The sequence below is a fragment of the Ectopseudomonas oleovorans genome, assembly GCF_029845265.1.
Taxonomy (GTDB): domain Bacteria; phylum Pseudomonadota; class Gammaproteobacteria; order Pseudomonadales; family Pseudomonadaceae; genus Aquipseudomonas; species Aquipseudomonas oleovorans.
The window spans coordinates 171,854-179,308 of record NZ_JAOCLK010000002.1; the positions used below are offsets into that span (position 1 = coordinate 171,854).

At 59.6% G+C, this 7,455-nt stretch carries 7 protein-coding genes; 1 reads left to right on the forward strand and 6 read right to left on the reverse strand.

Going from position 1 to position 7,455, the window contains the following annotated elements; all coding sequences use genetic code 11:
- Positions 1-2: 2 nt before the first annotated feature.
- The 6 genes from biuH to N5J71_RS02305 form a co-directional block, all read right to left on the reverse strand.
- A complete protein-coding gene (biuH, locus tag N5J71_RS02280; RefSeq protein ID WP_031693779.1) occupies positions 3-692 on the reverse strand; it encodes a biuret amidohydrolase in 690 nt (229 codons plus the stop codon).
- 5 nt (positions 693-697) lie between these two features.
- Positions 698-1,705 carry a formamidase gene (locus tag N5J71_RS02285; protein WP_003459757.1) on the reverse strand — a complete coding sequence of 336 codons (1,008 nt, stop codon included), beginning with the start codon at positions 1,703-1,705 and terminating at the stop codon, positions 698-700.
- Between the two features lie 11 nt (positions 1,706-1,716).
- Positions 1,717-2,637, reverse strand: coding sequence for an ABC transporter permease (locus N5J71_RS02290; protein WP_254299648.1), 921 nt, complete (start codon positions 2,635-2,637; stop codon positions 1,717-1,719).
- Entirely contained in the window at positions 2,630-3,742 is a 1,113-nt protein-coding gene (locus N5J71_RS02295) for an ABC transporter permease (RefSeq protein ID WP_031693781.1), read from the reverse strand. The genes N5J71_RS02290 and N5J71_RS02295 overlap by 8 nt, the downstream gene beginning before the upstream one ends.
- A gap of 3 nt (positions 3,743-3,745) precedes the next feature.
- The gene (locus N5J71_RS02300; RefSeq protein ID WP_171885376.1) at positions 3,746-4,855 is read right to left on the reverse strand and encodes a BMP family ABC transporter substrate-binding protein; all 1,110 of its coding nucleotides are present in this window, start codon (positions 4,853-4,855) and stop codon (positions 3,746-3,748) included.
- A 512-nt stretch (positions 4,856-5,367) separates the two neighbouring features.
- Complete coding sequence (locus N5J71_RS02305) at positions 5,368-6,393, reverse strand: IS110 family RNA-guided transposase (RefSeq protein WP_115759313.1); 1,026 nt, start codon at positions 6,391-6,393, stop codon at positions 5,368-5,370.
- Positions 6,394-6,586: 193 nt separating this feature from the next.
- Between N5J71_RS02305 and N5J71_RS02310 the strand changes: the two genes are divergently transcribed.
- Complete coding sequence (locus tag N5J71_RS02310) at positions 6,587-7,417, forward strand: IS5 family transposase (RefSeq protein ID WP_424960553.1); 831 nt, start codon at positions 6,587-6,589, stop codon at positions 7,415-7,417.
- Positions 7,418-7,455: the final 38 nt, after the last annotated feature.

A 7,455-nucleotide genomic window follows, 5' to 3' on the forward strand; every position in this document is an offset into this window, starting at 1 on the left:
GATCAATGCTCGCTCAGCAGCTCGACGAGCGACGCCGAGTCGGACACCGCACCGAATACGCCGCCCTGCATCTTGACCATGTGCAGCGCCGCCAGGTGGTTACCGGGATCGGTGGCACCACAACAGTCCTCCAGCAACAGGCACTCGAAGCCGCGATCATTCGCCTCACGCATGGTGGTGTGCACACAGACGTCGGTGGTGATGCCGCACAGGATCAGATTCTCGATACCGCGAGTACGCAGGATCAGCTCCAGGTCGGTGGCGCAGAACGAACCTTTTCCGGGCTTGTCGATGATCACTTCGCCGGCCAGCGGCTGCAGCTCCGGAATCAGTTCCCAGCCCGGCTCGCCACGCACCAGAATGCGCCCGCAGGGACCCGCATCGCCGATACCGGCACCGATGCGCTGGGATCGCCAGCGCTTGTTCGCCGGTAGATCAGACAGGTCCGGGCGGTGCCCTTCCCGGGTATGGATGATATGAAAGCCCTGCTCGCGCATGACCTTCAACACGCGGTTGATCGGCTCGATGGGCGCCCGTACGGCCGCCAGATCGTAGCCCATGGTATCCACGTAGCCGCCCTCACCGCAGAAGTCGGTCTGCATATCGATGATGATCAGCGCGGTGTTGGCCGGCTGCAACTGGCCGTTGTACGGCCAGGGATAGGGTTCGGAAACAAGAAAGCGCTCGCTCAATGTCATTACTCCTGACTGTCCGGGTTGTAGAGTCGCTCGGGCGCGGCAAAACCGCAGCTGCTGCCATCGGTGTGGACCACCTCATCCTCCCAGGGCAGGCGGTACTGGCCAGCGGCCAGGTCGTGCATGTAGGTATAGGGGCAGTCCTGTGCTCCGCCCTTGACTGCCACATAACCACGGTGGCCGAACTGATAGATGTTGTTTTCCACACCCCAGTGCTTGCGCGCCTCGCGCACCAGGTCCGGACGCAGTTCGCAGGAGACGATCTCGTCCGCGCGGCCACCGCCTTCGGCCATCGGCGTGCCATCGAAATCGACGAACATGGCTTCGCCCATCGAATCGAAAGTGCCGTCGGAGCCGCACATGCACACACTGGCCGTCTGCATCAGGTTAGTGAAGGAGTTGACCTGGTTAGTGATCTTCCACGAGTGACGGATCGGTGCGGTATAGCCGGCGGTACGGATCATGATTTCCGCGCCCTTGTAGGCACACTCGCGAGCCATTTCCGGGAACATGCCGTCATGGCAGATGATCAGGGCCAACTTGCTGCCACGCGGGCCCTCGCAGACCGGGATGCCGAGGTTGCCCGGTTCCCAGGGCTCGACCGGCACCCAGGGATGCAGCTTGCGGTAATACAGGCGCACTTCACCGGTATCATCAACGATGATGCCGCTGTTGTAGGGATTACCGTGCGGGTTGGCTTCCATGATCGAAAAGCAGCCCCAGATGCTGTGATCGATGCAGGCCTGCTTGAGTGCCGCGACTTCCGGCCCATCCAGGGTACACATGATGTCGGGCGACGTATCCATCGACAGACCGTGCAGCGAGTACTCCGGAAACACGATAAGGTCCATGCTCGGCATGCTGCGTCGGGCCTTGCCGATCATCGCCACGACCTTCTGCGTCTGCACCCAGAGTTCATCGCGGGTATGCGGGTCGGGCAGGGTCAGCTGTGCCAGCCCGATCACGACGCCATTAGGTGATTTATTCAGTCCACCAAGTCCACTTGCCATGTCAGTTACCTCTATCGATTGAGACTGAGTTCACCGGGAGCTCCCGTCAGTGTGCGGTTGGGACGACAGGTGGCGAGCATCACTGCCATCGTCAGGATGTAGGGCGCCGCGCTGTACAGGTAGTAGCCGGAGCTGATACCGACCGACTGCAGCGCCGGACCGATAGCGCCGGCCGCGCCGAATACCATCGATGCCCACAGGCAGTTCAGCGGTTGCCAGCGAGCAAAGATCACCAGTGCAACGGCCATCAGTCCCTGCCCGCTGGACAGCCCCTCGTTCCAGCTGCCGGGGTAATAGAGCGACAGGTAAGAGCCGCCGACGCCGGCCAGAAAGCCGCCGACAGCCGTGGCCATGACACGTACTCGCAGTGGGCGGTAACCCAGCGCCTGGGCCGACTCGGAGTGGTCACCGACCAGTCGCAGAACCAGCCCCCAGCGCGTGCTGCGCAGCCCCCAGTGCAGAAAGATCGCCAGCGCCACACCGATAAAGAACAGCATGTTGATGTTCAAGGCTGAGCGGACGCGCCCGTCGTCACTCCAGGCGCCGAGGGATATCGACGGCAGCATCGGAGCCTGGGGCTGAATAAAGGCCTTGCCAAGGAAGAACGCCAGTCCGGTCCCGAGCAGCATCAACGCGATACCAAAGGCAATATCATTGACCCGCGGCAGCGAACAGACGATGCCGTGCAACAGGCCCAGCAACAGCCCGGCGCCGCCCGCCACCAGCACTCCGGTCCAGGCCGAACCGGACAGGTAGGCCACGGCGTAGCCGGTCATCGCCCCGGCCACCAGAATGCCCTCCAGACCCAGGTTGATGCGGCCACTTTTTTCCGTCAGACACTCGCCCAGACTGACGAACAGGAACGGCGTACCGACCCGCACCGCACCCGCCAGCAGAGCCAGCAGGAAGGTCACCAAGTCCAGATCACCCATGTTGCACCTCGGCACCCTTTGATTGATTGGCGTGCTCTTCCAGTCTGATGCGCCATTGAGTAATACGACCCACCAGCGCCTCCCAGGCCAGCAGATTGGTGAACAGCAGGCCCTGCAGAATCAGCGTGGTGGCGTCGGGCAGATCCAGCCGGCGTTGCAGCAGGCTGCCGCTGGCCTCGATACCCCCGACCAGGGTCGCGCAGACGATGATTGCCAGCGGGTTATGCCGAGCGGCGAAGGACACCAGAATCCCGCTAATGCCATAGCCGACAATCAACGAAGCGTTGGCACTGCCCTGTACCGCGCTGACTTCGTACATGCCCGCCAGCCCGGCAGCCGCGCCACCCAGCACACAAGTCAGAATCACCAGGCGATTGACCGGCAGGCCCAGCATCCGCGCGGTGCGCACGTTGCCGCCGACAACGTCCAGCGCAAAGCCCTTGACGCTATGGCGCACCAGCACATAGGCCAGCACGCAGGCAACAATGCCAGCCACCAGCCCCCAGTGAACGCGAAAGGAGTCCTCGCTGATCATCCCGATCATCAGCGAATAATCCAGTCCGACAGTGGAGGGTTTGTTCAAGCTGGAGGGATCGCGCAGCGGCCCTTCTACCAGATGGTTGAACAGGGCAATGGCGATATAGGACAGCAGCAGACTGCCGATGGTCTCATTCAGACCGCGCTTCTGCCGAAGCCAGCCGTTGAGACCGATCCAGAACCCGCCAACCAGCATCGCCACCATGCCCATCGCAATCAACGTTGCCAGGGGCGGCAGACCGGTCAGCCATAGTGGTAGCGTTGCTGCGGCCAGACCACCCAGCACCAGCGCGCCTTCGCCACCGATGATGATCAGACCGGCACGCGCCGGCAGCGCTACACAGAGCGCTGTCAGCATCAGAGGCGCAGCCCGCTGCAAGGTGTTTTCCCAGGCAAAGGACGAACCGAATGCGCCCTCGAACACCAGGGCGAGGGCCTCGAACGCCGGCTTACCCTGAAAAGCCAGGAACAGCACGAACAGCGCGAAGGAGCTGATAATCGACAGCACGGTAGGCAGGCCGGGCAATGCCAGCCTGGCCAACCTGCTTGCAAGATAATGTGGATTCATGGATCAGATATCGCCGCGAACGCCTTCGACGAGGTAGTTCATCTGCTCCAGCACCACGTCGGTCTGCCCCAGCGCCTCGCCCTCGGCCAGCACCACATTGCCCTTGTTGTCCTTCAGCGGGCCCTTGAACAGGGTGAACTCGCCAGCAATCATGGATGCCTTGACAGCATCCGCCTGCTCACGCGCCTCGGCGCTGACGTTCGGGCCGTAATCAGACGCCTTGACGAAGCCTTCGGCCAGACCGCCGCGCAGGAAGTTGTTCATGGTCTCGCCCTTCTGGGCTGCCTCAACGTGTGCCCGGTAAGGCGTCTCCCAATTCCATTCGGCACCGGTCAGATAACCATTGGGAGCCAGGGCTGCCTGACTGGCGTGGTAACCGCAACTCATTACGCCACGGCGCTCAGCCGTTTCCACGATCACCTTGGGTCCATCAACGTGACAGGTCAGCACATCGCAGCCCTGGTCAATCAGGCCGTTGGCAGCTTCCGCTTCGCGTACCGGCAAGGACCAGTCACCGGTAAAGATCACGGTGGTGGTGATCTCCGGATCGACCGAGCGGGCACCCAATGTGAAGGCATTGATATTACGCAACACCTGGGCCACCGGTTTGGCGGCGATAAAACCGATGCGCTTGGTCTTGCTCATGTGACCCGCGACCACGCCGTTGAGATACTGCCCCTCATCGATATAACCGAAAAAGCTGCCGACATTCTTCGGATGCTTGCTCTCGTCCCAGAGGCCACCACAGTGGGCGAAGCGCACGTCCGGGTAACGCTGAGCCACGCGCAACACGTGAGGATCGAAATAACCGAAGGACGTGGCGAAGATCAGCTCGGCCCCATCCTGGCGGATCATGGCTTCCATGGCCTGCTGCACTGCGGAGGTTTCCGGCACGTTCTCTTCTTCGATGACCTTGACGTTCGGCATGCTGCGAATGATACGAGCCGCCTGGGCGTGGGCCTGGTTGTAACCGAAGTCGTCCCTAGCCCCTACATAAACGAAGCCAACGACCAAGGGCTTTCCTGCGGCACGGGATACACTGAAAGGCATTGCGGCGGCGACGCCGATAAGCCCAGCCAGCTTCAGGAAGTTCCGGCGGTTATAGTCCGACATGGTATGAGTCCTTTAGGCAATACATGGTTATATTCAATCTTGTATACATGAATACAAGCAGGATATATGCCAGCCTTCGGTACAAGAAAAATCCTCGCCCATCAGAAAAGCGCCTCCTCCGTCACGCTCCATCCTGTTGCATTGTGAGACTCGGCCGCCCCGCAAAGGGGCAATACAACTGAGTGGTGGCATTGGTCAGCGGCGGTACTGGGCTGTGTCAACCTGATCTCATGCTCGATTTAGGGAAGCTCTTATATGGACGCCTCCCGGAGCTCAATAGGTAGCCATGCTGGCGCGTAGGTAGGAGCAGTCTTATATACGGCCTGTTTTGCAGGCCGAAAAACCTGCTGGCCCTGATGGAATCCGCTGACGAGGCCCTCATCTGAAAATCGAGCTGAAGGCTGTGCCCGTGGCTCATATTCCCTACCAGGTTTACCCCGTCACGGTCTGACCTATTTCGCCATCACGTGCTTACCGCCTGTGCTCCTTGTGAAGTCTGTTGGTTACTGTTTTCAATGCCCCGTAGGGCATGCCGTAAAGAGTTCGGCCCGATACGTAGAGCCCTTGGCCAACACGGCCCAAAGGGTTCTGGCGAGCTTGTTAGCCACTGCGGCGACTGCCACGTTATAAGGCCGCCTGGTCAACAAGCGTTCGACCCACTCTGACCGGTGTCCTCTATTGAGGATCGAGCGAGCGCCATGCATCAACAGCGTTCGCAGATAGGTGTCTCCGCGCTTGCTCAGCCCCAGTTGCCGAACTCTGCCACCGGTGCCCGTTTGTCGAGGAACCAGCCCCAGCCAAGCTGCGAACTGGCGACCAGAATGGAAGGTTTTCGCATCTCCCAGTGAGGCAACAGCGGCTGTAGCGGTCAACAAACCAATTCCGGGAATCTCTGCAATTTTCTGGCAGGCGGAGTTCTCACGTAGGCACTGTTTCAAACGCAGTTCGATTTTTCGAATTTCCTCATCCAGCTGGATAATCCGAGTCCACTGATCGCGTAGGCTGTCCAACAACATGGAAGGCACTTGATGCTCAGCATTGGCAAAGGCCTCCGGAACGGCCTTACTCAGCTGGGTATAACCTTCTGGCAGCACGATTCCGAATTCGTAAAGCAGCCCACGTAAGCTATTGCTCTGCATGATGCGAAATTTCAGCAACTGGGAGCGGATACGGTGTAGCGAGAGGATCGCCTGCTGATCCGCCTGCTTGATTGCCACCAGGCAAGCGCCGGGCTGCTGCACCGCTGTCCAGATGGCTTGAGCGTCAGCCGCATCGGTTTTGTTTCGCAGCACAAAGGGGCGTACCGAACGAGGGGCGAGTAGCCGTACCTCATGCCCCTGCTGTTGAAGCTGACGTGCCCACCAGTGGGCACTGCCACAGGCCTCGATTGCCACCAGGCTGGTCGGATAATTTGCAAAGAACGCCAGCACTTCATCACGGCGCAGCTTGATACGCTCGATCCTCCCAGTGCACTGATCAACGGTGTGCAGCTGGAAAACCTTCTTGGCGATGTCCATGCCAATTACGCTATGTTTCATGGTGGATCCTCCTGCTCAAGTGGTGTTTGTTATCCACTCTCCACTTTGGCACCTAGATGCCGGGGCAGCGAAGATCCTCTATTGATGTAGAGGTGCTGCGGTCGGCCCGCTGCCGGGGGGAGGCGTCCATACCATCTGAATTTAACTTCCTGAATTTGGTGAAATAAGCAGCCTCGCCACCCCGGATATGCCAATGAAGCAGATGACCTTCGCGGACGCCGAATACGCCGGCAAACGTAAGCAGACCCGCAGAGAGTTGTTCCTGATCGAGATGGATCAGGTCGTACCCTGGAAGAGGCTGGTAGCGCTGATCGAGCCGCACTATCCCAAGTGGGAAGGTGGTCGTCCGGCCTATCCGTTGATGGCTATGCTACGTGTGCATTTGATGCAGAACTGGTTCGGCTACAGCGATCCGGCGATGGAGGAAGCGCTGTATGAGACAACCATCCTGCGCCAGTTCGCGGGCTTGAACCTGGAGCGCATCCCGGACGAAACGACCATCCTCAATTTCCGTCGCCTGCTGGAGAAGAACGAATTGGCTGCTGGCATTCTCGGCGTCATCAACGGCTATCTGGGCGACCGTGGCCCGTCATTGCGTCAAGGCACCATCGTCGATGCCACGCTGATTTATGCACCCAGTTCGACCAAGAAGAAGGAGGCAAACGCGATCCCGAAATGCACCAGACCAAGAAAGGCAACCAGTACTGCTTCGGCGCCAAGGCGCATATCGGGGTCGATGTGGAGTCGGGGTTGGTACACCACGTCCATGTCACAGCCGCCAATGTTGCGTACGTCACCCAGGTGGACAAGCTGCTGCATGGCGAAGAGAACATGGTGGCTTTCGCGTGATCAAACGTCAGTTTGGTTACACCAAGGTGCGATTTCGAGGTTTGGCGAAGAACGCCGCACAGATGATGACGTTGTTCGCACTGTCGAACCTGTGGATGGCACGCCGATATTTATTGGAGAGCACAGCAGAGGTGCGCCAGTAATGTGGGAAATGGCCTGCGCAGTTCAGAAATAGCGAAACAGGCGGGCGATCTGACCAATTTTTGATCAGAT

What these genes read in the sequence shown, in the direction of transcription:
- N5J71_RS02305 (WP_115759313.1), bottom strand. Translation starts at nt 6,393, where the DNA reads ATGAAACATAGCGTAATTGGCATGGACATCGCCAAGAAGGTTTTCCAG.
- N5J71_RS02290 (WP_254299648.1), bottom strand. Translation starts at nt 2,637, where the DNA reads ATGGGTGATCTGGACTTGGTGACCTTCCTGCTGGCTCTGCTGGCGGGT.
- N5J71_RS02285 (WP_003459757.1), bottom strand. Translation starts at nt 1,705, where the DNA reads ATGGCAAGTGGACTTGGTGGACTGAATAAATCACCTAATGGCGTCGTG.
- N5J71_RS02295 (WP_031693781.1), bottom strand. Translation starts at nt 3,742, where the DNA reads ATGAATCCACATTATCTTGCAAGCAGGTTGGCCAGGCTGGCATTGCCC.
- N5J71_RS02310 (WP_424960553.1), top strand. Translation starts at nt 6,587, where the DNA reads ATGAAGCAGATGACCTTCGCGGACGCCGAATACGCCGGCAAACGTAAG.
- N5J71_RS02300 (WP_171885376.1), bottom strand. Translation starts at nt 4,855, where the DNA reads ATGTCGGACTATAACCGCCGGAACTTCCTGAAGCTGGCTGGGCTTATC.